At 39.9% G+C, this 15600-nt stretch carries 11 protein-coding genes and 1 pseudogene; 2 read left to right on the forward strand and 10 right to left on the reverse strand.

All coding sequences use genetic code 11. The features are described 5' to 3' along the window. Positions 1-262 precede the first annotated feature (262 nt). A pseudogene (locus ONE56_RS19400) lies at positions 263-1119 on the reverse strand (IS3 family transposase). Between the two features lie 488 nt (positions 1120-1607). Between ONE56_RS19400 and ONE56_RS19405 the strand changes: the two are divergent. Beyond that, positions 1608-1862 (forward strand): helix-turn-helix domain-containing protein, encoded by a 255-nt coding sequence (locus ONE56_RS19405; RefSeq protein ID WP_031815184.1) that lies wholly within the window; start codon positions 1608-1610, stop codon positions 1860-1862. A 196-nt stretch (positions 1863-2058) separates the two neighbouring features. Here the strand turns inward: ONE56_RS19405 and ONE56_RS19410 are convergent, their stop codons facing one another. The 6 genes from ONE56_RS19410 to ONE56_RS19435 form a co-directional block, all read right to left on the reverse strand. After that, the gene (locus tag ONE56_RS19410; RefSeq protein WP_005479497.1) at positions 2059-3900 is read right to left on the reverse strand and encodes a hypothetical protein; all 1842 of its coding nucleotides are present in this window, start codon (positions 3898-3900) and stop codon (positions 2059-2061) included. A 12-nt stretch (positions 3901-3912) separates the two neighbouring features. Further along, positions 3913-6420, reverse strand: coding sequence for an AAA family ATPase (locus tag ONE56_RS19415; protein WP_005479527.1), 2508 nt, complete (start codon positions 6418-6420; stop codon positions 3913-3915). Positions 6421-7098: 678 nt separating this feature from the next. Next, positions 7099-7626: a type IV toxin-antitoxin system AbiEi family antitoxin gene (gene abiEi / locus ONE56_RS19420; RefSeq protein ID WP_053339738.1), complete on the reverse strand. Its 528-nt coding sequence runs from the start codon at positions 7624-7626 to the stop codon at positions 7099-7101. A 46-nt stretch (positions 7627-7672) separates the two neighbouring features. Beyond that, a complete protein-coding gene (locus tag ONE56_RS19425) occupies positions 7673-8680 on the reverse strand; it encodes a DNA-binding protein (RefSeq protein WP_180944355.1) in 1008 nt (335 codons plus the stop codon). Between the two features lie 76 nt (positions 8681-8756). Then, a complete protein-coding gene (locus ONE56_RS19430; RefSeq protein WP_140363950.1) occupies positions 8757-10271 on the reverse strand; it encodes a hypothetical protein in 1515 nt (504 codons plus the stop codon). A gap of 166 nt (positions 10272-10437) precedes the next feature. Beyond that, positions 10438-11550 carry a tyrosine-type recombinase/integrase gene (locus tag ONE56_RS19435; RefSeq protein ID WP_140363949.1) on the reverse strand — a complete coding sequence of 371 codons (1113 nt, stop codon included), beginning with the start codon at positions 11548-11550 and terminating at the stop codon, positions 10438-10440. Between the two features lie 573 nt (positions 11551-12123). Between ONE56_RS19435 and dgt the strand changes: the two genes are divergently transcribed. Then, positions 12124-13590, forward strand: a complete 1467-nt coding sequence (gene dgt / locus ONE56_RS19440; protein WP_423840789.1) for a dGTPase — start codon at positions 12124-12126, stop codon at positions 13588-13590. An 85-nt stretch (positions 13591-13675) separates the two neighbouring features. Here the strand turns inward: dgt and ONE56_RS19445 are convergent, their stop codons facing one another. Genes ONE56_RS19445 through ONE56_RS19455 form a run of 3 tightly spaced genes read right to left on the reverse strand, consistent with a single transcriptional unit; the run spans position 13676 to position 15589 of the window. After that, the gene (locus tag ONE56_RS19445; protein WP_024703260.1) at positions 13676-13873 is read right to left on the reverse strand and encodes a hypothetical protein; all 198 of its coding nucleotides are present in this window, start codon (positions 13871-13873) and stop codon (positions 13676-13678) included. Positions 13874-13887: 14 nt separating this feature from the next. Then, positions 13888-14271: a hypothetical protein gene (locus ONE56_RS19450; protein ID WP_024703259.1), complete on the reverse strand. Its 384-nt coding sequence runs from the start codon at positions 14269-14271 to the stop codon at positions 13888-13890. After that, positions 14264-15589: a tyrosine-type recombinase/integrase gene (locus ONE56_RS19455; RefSeq protein ID WP_423840790.1), complete on the reverse strand. Its 1326-nt coding sequence runs from the start codon at positions 15587-15589 to the stop codon at positions 14264-14266. Before ONE56_RS19455 ends, ONE56_RS19450 begins: the two co-directional genes overlap by 8 nt. Positions 15590-15600: the final 11 nt, after the last annotated feature.

Here is a 15600-nt window from a genome sequence, read left to right on the forward strand (position 1 = left end):
GATTTCTGCAACAAAGCCTGTAACGAATTCTGATCCCAGCAAACTACCGGGGCCACATATAGAAAACTAATTAAATTCTAATTTAAAAGGAGGTATAAAAAATTTATAGCTTCTAATTTTACTTATAATGTGATTATTGTATTTATAACTAACTATAGAAGCATGGATGACTATATGGTGGGTTAGTATGGGTAAAAATATATAGAGCTAGTTACGTTGTTCCGATGAATGATCAGAATGAGATTATGTAACCCTCCCTGTTTTAGTGGCACTCTAAATTAGATTTTTTCCTGCTTTCGTGCCTTGCTAAATATTCCCAAGGAGTCAGATCATCCAGTGAGTCATGAGGTCGTTCATCGTTGTATTCCCTCATCCAGTTGTCTATCAGCTCTCGGACTTGACTCAGTGTTTTAAACACGTACATATCCAGTACTTCTGTCCGATAAGTTCGGTTAAAGCGCTCAATATATGAGTTCTCTGTCGGCTTGCCTAGCCGAATGAATTCGAGCTGTACGTTATTTTCGTCCGCCCACTCAGCCAGAGTTGTTGAGATAAATTCGGGGCCATTATCCATACGCAACTTACTTGGCAACCCACGCCAGGCAATGACACGCTCTAGAACCCGTATCACGCGTGGTGCTGGCAGGTTTAAATCCACTTAAATCGCCAGTACCTCACGGTTAAAATCATCTACCACATTAAACGTACGAAAGCGTCTGCCACAGACCAGTGCGTCACTCATAAAGTCGATAGACCAGCAACCGTTAATCCACTCGGGACATACCAGCGGTGTGGGGTCACGCTTGGGTAAGCGCTTTTTACCCTTGCGTCGCATGTTTAACTTGAGCGAACAGTACACGCGATAAGCCCGCTTATGGTTCCAGGTGTGTCCCCAACGCTTGAGTACTTTAAATAACTTGCCAAATCCGTACGCAGGATACCGCTCTACAGCTTGTTGTAGTTTGGCCAGAACCTCATCATCTCGATGAGGCTCTGGCCGTAGCGATAGACTGAGTCACTGATGCCAACTGCGCGGCAGACTTCATTCACCTTTCGGCCAGCCTCCACTTCCTTCAGGATCTTAACGATTTGTGTTTCTGTGTAGCGTGATTTCTTCATCATGCGCTCTCCGTTTGTTTCAGTTTAAACGGAAAAGCTCTAATTACTAGCGACCAGTTTTTCGGGGAGGGTTACAAATACATTTGTATCATCTGTATTTGTCGGCTTTTGAGGTATAAAAACGAAAAAAAACCGCTGTAAGAACAGCGGTTTAATTTTTTAAAGTGGCGGAGAGATAGGGATTTGAACCCCATCTCTTTGAAAACCTATATATATCAAGCTCTTGAATTTTCTAGCTTTCTACGTTCATCAACCAAATGTCACGTTGACGAATGTTAATCACAATCAGTATACGAAAACAATCGAACTTAGCAAGAGCATCAAGCATATAAGCCGAAATATTTTCTAGTATCCTTACCCAGTCAACTAATCCTCTTAATCTTAGCTATTACTGATTACCCCTGTGCGGGGGTAAAATTAACTTTAACCCTCATAGGGGTTAAAGTGCTAATATCCCCTACAGGGGTTAATTTAGATTGGAGGCAGATATGCTCATAACAAGTCCTAAGCAACTGGGGATATACTTGCGTGATGTACGCAGGAATCAAAGGCGCAACCAAACTAAAGTCGGCGATATTGTGGGTCTAAAACAGACCACGGTATCGAAACTTGAACGTGATCCTACCTCGTCCAGTATCGAAAGTCTGATGCGCCTGCTGTCATCACTAGATCTTGAGCTACATATTCAAGACAAAGCTGTAAGCCGTGAACAAGCAAAGCTTCGTGATCCTGATGATTGGTAAAATCCTATAACTAAGTTGTTCTTTCACAACAATCGAGTTAGTAAATCGATTATTGTTTGGCCTGCTTATTTCTGCCCCAAATTTTTTAGGACTATTCCCTATCACACCTTGCTAATTCTTCACTTACCCCAATTCCCCTAATATATGGAAATCTCCCCCTTCTGCACTTTGGTTAGGGGAGCACAACTTTTCCTATCTAGCTTATGAATAGAGGGAGTTGGAGGTTTTCAGGGATAGCAACTCCAGCTTGTTTTAAGAGAAGCTTTAAAGTTTCCCTTAAACAGTCAGCATCTTGTGAAAAACTAAGTTGAAGTCCCAATGTCTGCAATGATGGAGATACGGGCATGCTACCTTCAATGCTGTAGTCAAAAGTATGGAAGCTCTGGAATGACCTCTCTGCATCCCCCATCGGGTGAATGATCGTCATGGAACAAACTAAGCTATTTTTGTTAGACCTATTGTGTATGCCATGAACATATTTCATCGTACATTCTGGTAGGTACTTGGAAAAAGCTAGTGTGGGGTATGTATACTTAGCATCTAGCACTATTAGTTTTGATGGTTTGTTTTCATTTCGAACTTCAATCACAATGTCAGGACATCTATGTGAATACTTGTGCTGACTGGATCGAATTGTCACCTTTCCCTTCCTTAGCACTTTACCTTCAGAGTTGATATATGAGCTTTCATTCGAGCGAGAGTTTTTCGGCATCCAATAAGTTGGTTCCCTAACCAAACTGATCTCGTTGCCATCTATATCATGCATTAGAGAGTTGATAGATTTCTGACCTTTAGTAGGGTTTAGGATACTGTTAAGCGATTCACCAATTCGATAGTAAGTGTAAGACTCAAATAGTGTCGGAATACTCTTTATCGCTAAGAGGTTTTGATACACAGACCAATCAGGACAGCTTCTTTCAAACCAATTTATATACTCAATAAAAACGCCTCTATAACTCTGTTGAGCCTCTGCTTTTTGAGTGAGTATAGGTCGATCAAGTACGTAGTTTGTCACGGGAATCGACGCATCCAAGCTATGTTTTAGGAACTTTAAGCGGTCAATTGCTCGTAAACATCGCGTTATTTGGTTGCCAAGCAGCTCTTTTTTAAATCGATTTACTTGGGTAAAAAAAGAGGAATAGCCCTCGGGTATCTCCTCACTAAATGTTGATTTTAAACTGCCAGTCCTGTTGTAGTTTGTCAGTTGTTTATCAGCTTCATTTAGAAGAGTTACAATAAAACCGTGAATTACTTGGTTCTCGTATAGGTTAGAGTTTTCTTTGAGTACAGGAACTTGTACAGAATGAGCCTTATACATTCTGTCATTGAACTCAAAGTGAGCACGATCAATATCATCAACTTCTTCTACCACAGATAAGTTGTCTAATAGCCACCCTAATGCACTGTCATCCAAGTCCTCCTCTCCAGATGCTTGTAAAACACGATGTTCAGGCAAAAGCTTAGTTATAGGCTTTGAAAACAAGCTCTGAAACAGAAATGATAACTTATCTATAGTGTGCTCAAGCCTTTCTAAGCTACCATTCGGGGAAGTTGAGCCTTCCTTAAAGCCAGCTCCATGCTTTGTTGTTTGAAATAGAGAGTGAAGTTGCTCATCCCCTAATGTAGCTAGATAAGAAAGCATATCCTCTACATTCTTAGCATTGAGTTTTGATGCAAAAATCTCAAGTGGAGCAAAATTTTTGATTACTTTGCTTCCTTCTTCGTCTTCAAGTTCGACTGCAAGTTCTGCTAAACCAAAATAGTTAATGAACAGGCAGTCAATTGAGCGGTTTTTCAGTCGTTGAGGTTTCCAAATAAAATTCGTGTGGTCTTCACCAAAATCAACGTAAGTAGCTGGAACCTGATGATCGTAGAGATTTAATATCGCACTTTGAAACTTTGCGGGGACACTTAAAAGTAATTCAATAACTTCGTTTTCTTTTACCCATGAGGAAGGCTCCAGTTGGAAGCCGACCTCGTTTAGTCGAATAACCTCTCCAGATCTACTACCTGATTTAATGTGTAGCTCTAAATGCATATTCGCCTAATCCTAGAAGTATGAGTATGAACCTGTAAACTCGTTACCGCTCGCAAGTATTCTCTCAATTTCAGCGGCTGAGCGAGGGTAGGTTTTGTTTACGATAGTCAGTAATTGCTCTAGTCGTTTTCTGAAGGAAACGCCGTAGCCTTCAATGTGTGGTAGGATATGTTGTTGGATAGCAAAGTCCATCGCAGCTTCTGAACCAATCATCTGACCTGCAACATCACAATAGTTTGTAATCGCATTCACTTTTCTTCTACTTATTGGAATAGCCTTTCCAAAAGCAGGATCTCTTGTACCTAACGTATCTATTATTTTTGCCAAAATAGATTCGTCAGCCTTAGATAATTCTGCATATTCTGGGACAAACAACTCCCGAAGCTTTGAAGCTCGCACGGAGCCATCCAGGACTAGGCTTGTTGTATCCAAAATCTTGTCTGTCGGTGAATCTAGTGTTATCACTGGTACTCTATCGATTAAGCGAGGAGATAGTTTTTCTGTGGTTGCATCATTATTGATGGTGGCAATAAACCTTGTGCTGTCTCCAACTTTTAGAAAGCGGAGGCTTTCGTGTGGGATGCCAGTATCGATTGGGCGGTTTAAGTTTTCTAAGTCACACAACGCAAGAAAGTCTGACCAATAGTGTTCCATACTAGACAAGTTTGCCTCGTCCAAAAGGATTAACTTTAGAGCATCACTATCTTTTGATTCTTTCCTTGAAAGAAAGCTATATAGCCCTGTTCTCGACTCTTGATATACATCTTTTAAGGAGTTGTAAAAACCGAGAGTATCTCTGCTCGATACCCACCCACGACCTACGGGAACGTAAAGGAAATTTTGGTCACCTCTACTACTTCCCAAGTGCAGAGCTTTCGCTAAACGTGTTGCTGTTGACGTTTTACCTGTACCTGGAGGTCCAGATAGAATCGTAAGAAAAGACTGATTTACAGAAACGATCAGGTTTGTCATTTCTTCTTTACTGAACATTCTACCGTTGTCCTGAGCAAAGTGTGCGTATATAGCATCTACCACTTGCTCCGCAGAATCTGGTTCAGACTCACAAAATTTAACAGGACTATACCTTTGGGCAGGTTTCGATACTGAAGCAGATTTACCGCTTAATACTCGGTTAATAGCCTCCATTTCACCTATTTTCTTTGCTAGTTCTTCTGTATCATTATTTTTAAGCGTTGCCTCAAATCCTTTTACTGTAGATTCAAGCCTTTTTGAGTGCTTTTCGTAGTAATTACACTCTTCTTTGAGCTTTTCTATTTCATTGACTAGCTCTAAGTGCTGAACCTTATCTATAATTTGCTTCTCTAATGAATTTTGCTCATCTTCTAGGGCTGCTATATTCTCACTCAGCTCTTGCTGCTTTAACTTGAGGGTTTGCCTTACCTCATCTTCAGTCTCTGCTGCAATTCGCTTAATTTCATCTTGCGCTTCTCTACGTTTCAAAGCGACGTTTTCTATTATCTGTGTAATTTCTTGCTCTTTGGCTGCTATCTGAGCTTTTTGTTCTTGTAGTTTTTGCTGAATTTTTTTCTCTTCAGCTTTAGCGTCAGCTTTAACCTTATCTATAAAATCGCTCAATAGTGTAGACTTGTTAATTTCCACATATTTGTTAAGAAACGATTGACCTGAACTGCTATCAAGATAGTTCTTCACTAATTCAAAACCGATGTCTGCTTCACTCAAGTATCTGTCTAGCAGACCTTTAAGACGTTCGAGTCTTTCATCATGTTTTCCAAATTTGTTTGCTTTTTCACTATCTGCAATAATTTGTTGAAGTCTTTCTGCCTCTTTTTTACCCAGCCCTTTAGTTTGCTTACCGAACCCGAGTTGATTTACAACTTTAATCAATTGATCATCGGAAACATAATCAATACTAGTTTTGTCGTTACGATGAGATGAAAGTTGTTTAAATGAAGATACATATAAACAACTCTCATCGTTAACTCTTGTCTCAACCAAGCAATTTGTGATGTCGGAAATTGGAAATCTACCAATGTAACCTCTACCAAACGATAAGCTTGGGTGAACGTAAGGTTCAACGATGTATCTATCGTCTTCTGTTTGGCTACTGGTTAAAGGCCCAAAAAGGTGGGCATCATCTAGTATGAAGAATGGGCGCGATGGAGGAGTTACCCCTGCTGGCAAAATACCATTCTCTTTACTTGGAAGGGGGACGGATACGATTGGTAGAAGAGTACTTGGTGTTAAATCCGAGAATGCTGACTCATCTCTAGCCCAATAACGAGGAGAACCACTTTGTTGTGTTTTCTCTTCATCTAAGTTATGGGATTTAAGGATGAAAAGCTCGCCCGACTCATAATTAACATCAATATCTGGATAGCCTCTTGATACTAATATGTCTTGAGGATAATCGTGTCTGGATACTGGTGCGAATTCTTCATTGTCTGAGATGCTTAGTATTGGTGTGACAAAGCCCTGATTTTCATTTAATTGCGCAGACTTTATAACAATTAGCTTATTAAGAGCCTTCTTTTCCTGCATTGTATGTACCTAACCAATCGAATATTTGTTTGAACTAAATCCAAACATTATACGCTTTAATGGGGTTATAAGGCTTCAGAATTGTATGCTTATGATTTTGTTTTTAATTGTTCTTTGACGTCTATCATACTCTTAAATATGTTCGCCCCATGAACCAACGGAGTGGCATTGTTAGTGTCTGAAGTTCCAGGGTGGGTGCACATTGATATCTGGATCAGCATGCGCGCGCTTCTTCATGTGCTTGATCATATATAAGACAGTTAGCTTTCGTGGTTTCAACGATACAATAAAGCATGAAACTAGCATCGGTACCACTTGGTGTATTGGAGAATAACTAGATGGTATGTGATGGCTACACTAATAAGCTGGATACATCATTGATCGACATTCCGATACCAAAACTTGTACGCATTTTACTAAGTTAAGTGATTACACTAAGAAAGTTCTTTCCAATAGTGAGTAATGGCTATCAGGTTATGAAGCACTCAGCAAAAACAGGAGAGAATGATGCTTTAGAAGCTCAGCATAAGACAGATTTTCTCAACTTGCGGGTAAAGGTATTGAGGAAAACTGCCAGAGCCTAGTAATCGTAACACCTGTGCTCAAACAGGAAATGGACGAGATCATCGGTGACTACAAAATCGACCTCAATGGAGAGTTCTAGTAAACCTACCGTGCTCAATCAAACTCATTGCAAAGCATATGAGTATTCCTGCCAACGCGCTTCAAATCTCGAATCGCCGCAGACTCCGTGGCGATTCTTAGTGGTCTGTCATACAGAATTGTATTGTTCAGAATATCGATATCGTTGCGTTCAGTGTGTGTAAATTCGATCACCCCGTATGGAGTTTTGAATACACCTTTTCGACCTGTCGTCATCACTGTCAGACGATCAATAGGAATCTGAGAAATTACGCCATATTCTGAAAGAGCGGATTCAAGCGAGATGTAATTGTATTCACCACGACGTAGACTTTTAGCCACATATTCAATGGTATAGCCACCTTTATTGCGACTTAAAGCAAACACGTAAACGCCTCGACAAGCTCGTTCTAGTACCCCGAATTTGATCAAACGCGATAAACTTTGCTTAAAAGCTTCTTCACTGTCATCAAAAAATACTCTTCGCAAGTTGCGCTTGGTATATACGTAAATGCGTTGCCTATCAAATTTATGCAGACGCTCTAACGCCGTTTGAATATCCATATTGTTTAGTGTGATAAGTAGACGATAGTGGTAACCATAGCATACTTTAGTGTCCACTTGATGAGTCATTGACAGCATCACAAATGGAGTCAGTTTCTTCTAAAAAGTACGTAAGCTGCTTTTCAAGTTCATGATTTGCAAGCTTAAGTTCTGAGATATTGGATTGAGACTCATGTAACTTACTCTCTAAGATTCGATAATTTACTGAAAGATCGGTATATTCATCCTGGACAGTGCTTAACTTATGTTCAGAATTGTCCAGTGCCTCTGTCATTGACTGTAGTTTAGACGAACTTTCAGTTAGTTTGATACAAGTACTCTCATAGCGTTCAGATAGTTCAGTAAGCTGAGACTCAAGCTTTTTAGCATCGTTAAGTGCGTGTTCCAGTTGTACCGTTAGTGCAGAATTCATTTTTTCGACTTTTGATAGGCTGGCTTGGAGTCCACAAATGGTATCTTGCTGGTTTTCTAACCTGTCATTTGCTTGATTGAGTGAACTCGTAAGTTGACTGATATTTTTTAATAACTCAGATTTCTCGATTTGTGATTCGACTACCTCAGATTGCAGAGCTTCAATTTTCTCCTCTAGTTGATCATTTGCATCTGTAGCCCTTTGGAGAGTCTGTTCCATATCCGAAGCTTCTCCCTCAGACTGCTCTTTTTGTTTGATCGCGTGTTGACTGATTGCCTCTGCTTCTCTAATGCGTGTGTAAGTAATTGACTCAAAATGGGTATGAATACTGTCATTCATAGCAATAACAATATCTCGAAGTGATGTAGAGATATCGTATTCCTTTCTGTCGAGAAGCTCTTGAATTTCCGCTGGTAGCTCATATGAGGTCCTTACTTGAGTTGTTGCTGATGGGATATCATTTTGTGCTTCTGGAATCCTACCGTCAGCAATGAGCCTTTCCAAATCAGCCTGAATCGAAGAGCTTTTTCCTCTTTGTAAATACTCTCTAATTCGCCACCCGCTAGGCTTCTTTCCTCTGCTAATCAGCTCATTAGCGACTTGGATGAGGTCTTCGTCAGTGTAAGTTTTCGGTCTTGCCATGCTGTTCACCATTATTATTGTTTTTTTAATGAAAGTTAGTAAGTTAGTAAGTTAGTAAGTTAAGAACCTAACTAACTTACCTTTCAAACGTATCGTTTTCTGACTTTTCGTCGGTCTTATTGCGCTCAAAATTACTTTTGCGCAGTTCTACTGATTCCAACAGTACCTTTGCTTTAACCTGCATGCTTGGTGGCAGGTTCAACATATCTCTCATTGCGTTATCTAAGAATGATTCAACCATCCGTGCTTGACCTGATTCTTTAGCTTTCAAACCCAAGAAAACTGACTGGCAGAACTTGCTTAAAGGACGGATGATGTCATCTTTTAAGCTTTGAACTAACTTTTCTAAAGCGTGCTTTTCAGCACGCAATTGAACGATTTCTTTTTTCTCAGCAGAAATATCTCGACTATTTTGCCTTTTTAGTTCATTGATCATTTCGTTTTCGCCTGTAGAAATAGCAACTTGCGTTTTAATGTCGTCTAGTTCACTTCTTCCAGCTTCAATATCACTCGCGAGTTCCTTGCGTTGTATTGCTTGTCTTTTGAGCAAGTAGTTATTTAAGTTGTTTTTCCTCTGGCTTTTCGGAAGTTTTGCTTGCTGATCCATTTCTTTACGCTGCTTTGTTCTCCTTTCTGTTTCAGAAGAAAACTCAACTAACAACCCCTTTGAACGACACAAATGTTCATTCGCAAAATCCTGAACCATTCGTTGAAAGTAATGCCCAAAGTCTTGCGTCTCCTCACGTGTCAACTTTGAGTCACTAGGAAAGAAATCCTTTACCCCTGTAACTTTTTCTATGTATTCGCTCACAACTTGTATTTGACGTTTGTGAAGATCAAATTTGTAGGTTTTCTGATTCAAAGCAGATAAAAAATAATGCGTGTGGCACCCTGTGTTTTGGTTTTTATCCCGTTCATCGTCATGGCAAATAATTGTTTTAATTTCATAGTCTGGGAAATAATGCCCAAGAAATAGTCGAGTGAACTCGATATAATCCGAAGCACTCACCAAATCACTACCAACCTCCCATCGGTGAGGGATCTTAAAAATCCCTTCTTGGATGAATATGTTATTAGTCGGCGCTCTGTGTTGTAGCTGATTGTGAGCGTTCAGATAAGTCTCTAGCATCTTGAGACGCTGTTTCTTGCGCTGCATTGTCAGAAGAGAAAACTTCTGAATAGACGAGTACGAAACATGACCATCAGCTTCTAAAATACTCTGCAAAAACTTAGCAGCATCCGTGTTACCACTTTTAATTTCACTATCTATTGCGTTTTTCATTTTGCGGCGATACTGGCGCTGCTGTGTTTGAAGCTTTAACTGGTTGTGAACACGTGGCTCTGGGACAATCTTATACAAGAGTTCAAGCCGCTCAGTTTCAGTCCAAGATTCCAGTGGAGAAATATGGTTGTTTATCCAGATGAAATTGTGTTGGCTTAGCTCCTCATTGAACTCAAGTTTCTTGGATATTTTTGCATTAGTTGGAGGATCAATCCTGAGAGAGTGCGCAAGAGAGTGTTCGCATTTCACACGACTTTCTGTAGTTGAAGAGTAATTCATTCGTCGGTGGAATAATCTGATTGTTCTCATTCTCGACCTCCAAGAGGTCGAGTTAGAGAGTCAAGAGAGCCTTCTCTTGCCCGCAGCTTCCGTGCATCTTTTGCGAAGCAAAAGTGTGACGGAAGCGTAGCGGGTTGCCATGTCGTCACATTTTCAAAATGTACGACTTTATGTTTGTTCTCAATGGCCACTGTGCTCATCTGTCGCTCTCCAGCATGCCTTCAAGAAGTTGAATGAGCTGTGGTTTGGACTGAAGTTTTTTCAACAACACTAACGAAGAGTGAGGAACAGCAGGTAAAGTCACTGTTGGCTTTATTTGCGGTAGGCCGAATATCTCCTGAAGGTGTTGCGCAGCCTCTCTTGCGTAGTTTGGTGAATCTTCACGAATCCATCGACCGTAGTGTTTGTCGATCATTGTTGTGCTTTTATGCCCCATTTGAACCGCGAGCCAGTCTTTGCTGATCCCTGCCGTTAGGCACTGGGAAGCAAATGTATGACGTAGCTGACCAACACCTCTGTGAGCCACACCCGCTTGTTCTAGAAATTTGATGAAGAATCGCTCAGTGAATTCTTTAGCATCAGTAAAAGGTTGATTCGTTTTCGTATTTAAGAAAATGAAACTGACAGAGTCTTTCGTGAATGTTTTATTGTCGCATTCTAGAATGTTGATTGTTTGTGGGCGGCGCTTTCCTGTAAGTTTCAACTGCTCTTTCAATAGTTTTAAAGCAAGTGGATTTAAATCAACTTCACGTACAGAACCTTTAGTTTTTGGACATTTATAAATGTTCAATACGCAAGCTCTACGTACATAGAGCACTTCGCGTTCCCAGTTTATATCTTGCCAAGACAACGCTATCAGTTCACTGATACGAAGACCTGTCAACAGATTCAGCATTACGGCATTCTGTCCCTGGGTGCAGACATTCTTGCACTCATGCATCCGTGCTAATTCCTTTTTTGTGAAAGGGTTTGGCTCAGGATCCACTGTTTTAAAGTTCTGTACGCCTGTCATCGGATTTCGTGCAATTACGCCATCACGTACCGCTTTCAAAGAAATGCGACGTAAGATTGTCAGATGTTCGTTGATGGTTTTGTTTCGAAAGCGCTCGTGCCAACTTACCAGAAGCATATTAATCTGAGTGTGGCTAACTGCATTGATGGGGAACTCTCCCAATGCCTCGTTTATATTCTTTGCTCTGCTGAGGTCGGAGGCTAATGTCGAGGGAGCAGCACAATATTTTCTCTCTATGAGATATGCGTCGATGTAGTCTTTTACAGTTGGTGACTTTGTAGTTGTAATAGTTTTCATAATATTTTCCGTTTTTTATCGAATGCAAGTCATTCGTCAAAACGGAAGTTACGGCTAAAAATTACAGCCGTCAACTCAGTAAGGTATTGAATATTAACAATAAATTATTTACTTTTGACATCATTTGTCTATACGTAGAAATAATCGATATCGAATTTGAGATTATTTATCAAACCTATACGCATCGAGTTTATCGAGGTTTTTGACCTAGAAAATTTTTTGAAAAAAATGATCTGACTGGTCAAAAAATAACCAGAAGATTGGTTGGTAGGGGAAGATTGTGGAAAGTAGCAATCTCTGAAATGCTAAGACGATTGGGTTTGGCTTAATGGACTGAAAGACATGCTTGGTGAACTTTAGTCACTTATCGCAGAAGGAGCCAAAGTTTAGATATCATGGCGTATGGACTAGTTTTTTTATCCCCAAAGTGGTTTAGCTCAATAAGCTTGATGTGTTTCTCTTGCCATTTGTTGACCTATTTTAGCTGATGGTTAACTATGTAATCAGTTTACTATCGTGTTATATGTAGGTATTGTCTGTATTTTGTAAACTGTATTGTCAGTTGGAAACAATATGAACTATAAAGAAAAACTAAAATCGGATAGATATCGAACTTCCACTATTGGAGGTCGCGATTTCAATGAAGAAATGGAAAGCGATCGTGGCAGAGCAGTCAACTCTGCCGCCGTAAGGCGTTTACAACAGAAAACGCAAGTTTTCCCATTAGAATCTAATGCAGCTGTTCGAAGTCGTTTAACGCATTCGCTAGAAGTTCAGCAAGTTGGTCGCTACATAAGTAAAATTATTCTTAAAGAGCTTGGTAAGCAGGGGTTTGACCTCTCAGAGTATTCGGAAGGTTTTGTTAGTGCTGTAGAGGTATCATGTTTGCTACATGATATTGGTAATCCACCATTTGGTCATTTTGGCGAAGAGGCTATTAATTTATGGACTAAGTCCTTTCTCTCTAAAACCATACAAGATGCTTTTGGTGAAGAAACAGATTGTCAGAAGTTAATTAAAGATCTTTGTAATTTTGAAGGTAATGCCCAAGGGATTAGACTACTACATCAAATACAAGCTTTGAATCTTACATATACGCAATTGGCTTGTTTGGTAAAATATACGAGAGCCGCTTATGAAGATAAGCCTTCATCTTCTAATGATGAGTTCAAATACAGAAAAAAGAAGCCAGGTTTTTACCTGACGGAAGAAACATTGTACAAATCTATACAAGAAAACCTTGGGATTGAAGATGGTGCAAGATTCCCACTAACTTACATTATGGAGGCTGCTGACGATATATCTTACTGCATTGCCGACGTTGATGATGCCGTCGATAAAGGTATTCTATCAATAGATAAACTCCATTATGAAATAGCAAGAATATGGGAATCTTTCCGAGGTAAAGATGGCGTTGACGACTCTGTAGTAGATGAGGGTTACTTATTAAAAATCTCTGAAAAAGCTATGGAAAAAGCTAGAGAGCAGAAATTTAATAGTAACCATGCCTATATTTTGACACTTCGTACGACTTTAGTTAATGATCTCGCACACTATGCAGCTAGCCGTTATGTCGAAAACCATGATTTGGTTTTTTCGGGGGCTTTTGATGAGTCTTTGCTTGATGGGTGTGATAAGTACAATCTTGCAACCGAGACTTTAAGGCTTCTCTCGATAGAAAATGTATTTAATCATGCTGAAGTTGAAAACTTGGAGCTAAAGGGATATGCAGTAATATCTGGGCTGTTGGAAATTTATTCTCCGTTGATCAAACTATCGTTCTCGGAGTTTAAGACGCTAGCACAAAGCAACAGGTTAAAAAGTCATCCGATTGAAACACGTTTATTCCATAAGTTATCGAGTAAACATAAGAACACTTATTTTTCGGCAGTATCTGATCTCTATGCCGCTGATACCCCTTCAAACGCTCAAAAGCTAACTGAGATTTATCATCGTTCCAGGTTAGTAATTGATTATATTAGTGGTATGACTGATGGTTTCGCTCTAGAACAATACCAAAATCTTAGTGCATCTAAGTAATTAATCCAACAAACGTCTAAAACTTCAACTTATTTTTAAAAGCGGCTCGCTATAAGCCGCTTTTATCTCGGGTTTGAAAACCTTGTCAGTTGTTGTTAGTTGACTCAGTAGCTATAACTCTTAGAACTTTAGCGGTAATACGCATAGCTTTTATGCCAGTGGGTATATCAAGCTTATCTGAATACTGCACCCATACTTCACCATCTTTCGCAATACGTATCATGGCAAATGTATCGTTGAGAAATGATTTGCTGACACTTAATTGTTTATGAATGTCTTCCATACTAAAGCTCCTTCCTAGCCTAGATTTATTGCAATAGAGTACGGTGTATTACGGCGGTCTATACTGAGTTGCATTTTGTTTTCAGCTAAAAACTGCATAAGAAATATAAGCTTATCTTCACGCTCTATTTCTTGGGTATTAACTTCGTATCCAAGAGCCTCCTTGACAGAGTAGAAGGAGTCAACATTCGAGTAAATTTGATCAAGGAACAAGGGATAATCAAAGATCGTTTTAGAAGAGTCACGCAGCAAAGCTGATCTAAGTCTATATACTGCTCTAATCTGTTCAATTGATATCCCACAAGTTAACAGATTGAAGAAGTCATAGTTATTTGTAAAATCAGCATGCTCAATGGCGTCTAGAATCGCTTTAAGCTCAAAGTTTGCTAGTTTACGCATACATCACCTCTACTGATGGAAACTTGTTAACTGCTTCATTTAATTGCTGAATATTCGCTTGTTTTCCGTATCGTCCGAAGGTGATGTTAGGATGAGCATGCCCAACGATTTCAGCCACTATGTGCTCTGGTATATCAGCAATCTTTAACTCATCGATAAAAGTATGTCGGAATGAGTAAGCCGTTGGTCGAGCATTGGGCTTCATCCCGATTGTGGTTTGCAATTTCCCCAGGTTGGTACGGTATCGAAATGACCAATCTTTATTTTCTCCGTGCGGCTTATAATCAAAAAGCTGTTTCTGTTTTTGTTCTCGGCGCTCTTGCACATAATCAAGAAAGCCCTCTTTTATCAATTGATAGTGCAAAGGGATAGTGCGGAAAGCATTGGATGTTTTTAGCCGCTGTTCAGCGTCAGAATCGGAAACCGTGATGCATGAGACACCTTCAATGACTTGGATGTCATTAGTCGTCAACTGGCAAACTTCAGAAGGCCTACATCCTTGATAGAGCTGTAGTTTGGTTGTCCATTGAAACTGAGTGTCTTTTTTACGAAATTCGGGGCTAGAAAATAGTCTTTTAAGATCTTTTAACTGCCACCGATCACGTTGCTGTGATGCTTTTGTACCACGGCTTTTTGGTGCTTTTACCGCTTTGAAAATATTTCTTTCGATGAGTTCAATTCGTTCGCAATAGTCAAAGAACTGCTTATTTGCTGCAATGTATTCTTTTACTGTCTTTGCACTTAATCCTTTTTCAATTAAGTGATCTCTGTAAGTGTTGGCAGCTTTCGCAGATAAGCAGATCTCCTGTTTGGCTAGATAGTTCAAGAAGTTAGTACACCGTTGATTTAATTGAGTTAGAGTCAAAGGCGTTACTTGTTCCAGACGTTTACTACGAATAAAGTTATTTAACTCGGTGGTAAGTTCTTGTGCTCCAACCAAACGACTGTTTAGGCTTTCTTCAGGAGCAGGAGCAGGAGCAGGAGCAGGCATTGCTCGGGTCTCCATACTCATTGACGTACATTTTGACTGTGGGTTGTCTACATGCGGAAGATTAGAGCAGAACTGTTGGCGAATCTCCGCCACCTTTGTAGATAAGCTAATCTTAAAATCTGTATAAGGGATGTTTTCTGCTAAAGCTTGTTCATGTAGCGTGTGAATCGCGCTAGCAAGCTGAGCATTTCGTTTGGTCGCTAATCGACGATATTTAGTGAAAAGAGAGAGACGAATCTCTCTCGGATAACCCAGAGAAGTTTGCAGAATAGCGGGAGTGGAAATACGTGTATAAAACACGTTATTGCTCAGTTTAATCAAATACATATGTATCACCT

Origin of the sequence: Vibrio mytili (genome assembly GCF_049563345.1) — a bacterium.
Taxonomy (GTDB): Bacteria; Pseudomonadota; Gammaproteobacteria; order Enterobacterales; family Vibrionaceae; genus Vibrio; species Vibrio mytili.

Coding starts and splice junctions, on each gene's coding strand:
- ONE56_RS19405 (WP_031815184.1), top strand. CDS start 1,608: ATGCTCATAACAAGTCCTAAGCAACTGGGGATATACTTGCGTGATGTA.
- ONE56_RS19410 (WP_005479497.1), bottom strand. CDS start 3,900: ATGCATTTAGAGCTACACATTAAATCAGGTAGTAGATCTGGAGAGGTT.
- ONE56_RS19415 (WP_005479527.1), bottom strand. CDS start 6,420: ATGCAGGAAAAGAAGGCTCTTAATAAGCTAATTGTTATAAAGTCTGCG.
- abiEi (WP_053339738.1), bottom strand. CDS start 7,626: ATGGATATTCAAACGGCGTTAGAGCGTCTGCATAAATTTGATAGGCAA.
- ONE56_RS19425 (WP_180944355.1), bottom strand. CDS start 8,680: ATGGCAAGACCGAAAACTTACACTGACGAAGACCTCATCCAAGTCGCT.
- ONE56_RS19430 (WP_140363950.1), bottom strand. CDS start 10,271: ATGAGAACAATCAGATTATTCCACCGACGAATGAATTACTCTTCAACT.
- ONE56_RS19435 (WP_140363949.1), bottom strand. CDS start 11,550: ATGAAAACTATTACAACTACAAAGTCACCAACTGTAAAAGACTACATC.
- dgt (WP_423840789.1), top strand. CDS start 12,124: ATGAACTATAAAGAAAAACTAAAATCGGATAGATATCGAACTTCCACT.
- ONE56_RS19445 (WP_024703260.1), bottom strand. CDS start 13,873: ATGGAAGACATTCATAAACAATTAAGTGTCAGCAAATCATTTCTCAAC.
- ONE56_RS19450 (WP_024703259.1), bottom strand. CDS start 14,271: ATGCGTAAACTAGCAAACTTTGAGCTTAAAGCGATTCTAGACGCCATT.
- ONE56_RS19455 (WP_423840790.1), bottom strand. CDS start 15,589: ATGTATTTGATTAAACTGAGCAATAACGTGTTTTATACACGTATTTCC.